Annotated in this window: 3 protein-coding genes; all 3 read right to left on the bottom strand. The window is 58.9% G+C overall.

Annotated features, from left to right (window positions below; all coding sequences use genetic code 11):
• Nucleotides 1-78: 50S ribosomal protein L36 (rpmJ, locus tag ACIGHN_RS14325; protein WP_396505019.1), on the bottom strand; the 78-nt coding region annotated here is incomplete at its 3' end.
• 142 nt (nt 79-220) lie between these two features.
• The gene (secY, locus tag ACIGHN_RS14320) at nt 221-1,540 is read right to left on the bottom strand and encodes a preprotein translocase subunit SecY (protein ID WP_056420306.1); all 1,320 of its coding nucleotides are present in this window, start codon (nt 1,538-1,540) and stop codon (nt 221-223) included.
• 24 nt (nt 1,541-1,564) lie between these two features.
• A partial coding sequence (rplO, locus tag ACIGHN_RS14315) for a 50S ribosomal protein L15 (RefSeq protein ID WP_396504932.1) occupies nt 1,565-1,911 on the bottom strand: 347 nt, incomplete at its 5' end.

Raw genomic sequence — 1,911 nt, 5'->3', positions numbered from 1 at the left:
GATCACGCGCACCACACCCTTGCGGCGGATGATCTTGCAGTTGCGGCAGATTTTTTTGACCGAAGCCGAAACTCTCATTGCATTCTCCTAAAACTTTTCCATCCGTCCCGGCTGCTTTGCACGGAACACAATTTGTGCCCGCAAAATCGTGGGGCGTCGACGTAACCGATATCCAGCTTGCAGGCAGTGCATCGCGGCGCGATCCCTGCCTTCCTCATCCTCAACCGCCCGCGTTGCCTTTGAAATTGGCTTTCTTGAGCAGTGATTCATATTGCTGCGACATCATGTAGTTCTGTACCTGGGCCATGAAATCCATGGTCACCACCACGATGATCAGCAGCGACGTTCCACCGAAATAGAACGGCACGTTGTACTTCAAGATCAGGAACTCCGGCAGCAGGCACACGAAGGTGATGTACACCGCACCCGCCAGCGTCAGGCGAACCAGGATCTTGTCGATGTAGCGCGCAGTCTGCTCACCCGGGCGAATGCCTGGAATGAACGCACCGCTCTTCTTCAGGTTGTCTGCAGTCTCGCGGCTGTTGAACACCAGGGCCGTGTAGAAGAAGCAGAAGAAGACGATGGCCGCGGCGTAGAACATCACATAGATGGGCTGGCCAGGGGTCAGCGCACCAGAAATGTCCTTCAGCCAGCGCATCGACTCACCAGCACTGAACCAGTTCACCACCGTGGCGGGCAGCAGGATGATCGACGACGCGAAGATCGGAGGAATCACACCCGCCATGTTCAGCTTCAGGGGCAGGTGCGACGACTGACCGCCATACACCTTGTTCCCCACCTGCCGGCGCGCATAGTTCACGAGGATCTTGCGTTGACCACGCTCCACAAACACCACGAAGTAAGTCACGAGACCCACGACGATGACGATGAAGATCGCAGCCAGGATGCTCATCGCACCCGTACGGACCAGTTCCAGAAGACCACCGATGGAGCTTGGCAGCCCGGCAGCGATGCCGGCGAAGATCAGGATCGAGATCCCGTTGCCAAGACCACGCTCGGTGATCTGCTCACCCAGCCACATCAGGAACATCGTTCCAGCTGTCAGGCTGACCACCGCCGTCAGGCGAAAGCCGAAGCCAGGGCTGATCACCAGGCCAGCAGAGCTTTCCAGCGCCACAGCGATACCGAGCGACTGAAACAGAGCCAGACCCAGCGTGCCGTAACGGGTGTACTGCGTGATCTTGCGGCGACCTGCTTCGCCTTCCTTCTTCAACTGCTCGAAGGCTGGCACCACGTAGCCCATCAGCTGCATGATGATCGACGCCGAGATGTACGGCATGATCCCCAGAGCAAAGACCGTGAAACGCGACAGCGCGCCACCCGAGAACATGTTGAACAGGTTCAGGATCCCGCCTTGCTGGCCACTGAACAGCTGCTGGAGTTGGGCTGGATCGATACCAGGCACCGGGATATGAGCCCCGATGCGGTACACGACCAGCGCCATCAACAGAAAAACCAGACGACGACGCAGGTCGCCGAACTTGCCGGTCTTTGCGATTTGAGCCGCGCTAGTAGCCACAGATGCCTTCCTTCGAAGTCAAACTCAGGCGACGCTGCCGCCGGCAGCTTCGATAGCTGCCTTGGCACCTGCCGTGGCGCCGACGCCATTGAGCTTGACAGCCTTCGTGAGCGAACCGCTCTTGATGACCTTGACCACCTTGGCCAGCTCGCCGATCAGGCCAGCTTGCTTGAGGGCCAGCACGTCCACTTCGGCCAGGCCGAGTTGGTCGAGCGCCGTCAGCGTGACTTCTGCATTGAACTTGAGCAGGTGCGACTTGAAGCCGCGCTTGGGCAAGCGACGTTGCAGAGGCATTTGACCGCCTTCGAAGCCGACCTTGTGGTAGCCACCGGAGCGCGACTTTTGACCCTTGTGACCACGGCCAGCGGTCT

It is taken from the genome of Acidovorax sp. NPDC077693, from assembly GCF_044542805.1.
In the GTDB taxonomy this organism is placed as follows: Bacteria; Pseudomonadota; Gammaproteobacteria; order Burkholderiales; family Burkholderiaceae_C; genus Acidovorax.
This window is presented reverse-complemented; position numbering and strand designations above follow the sequence as displayed.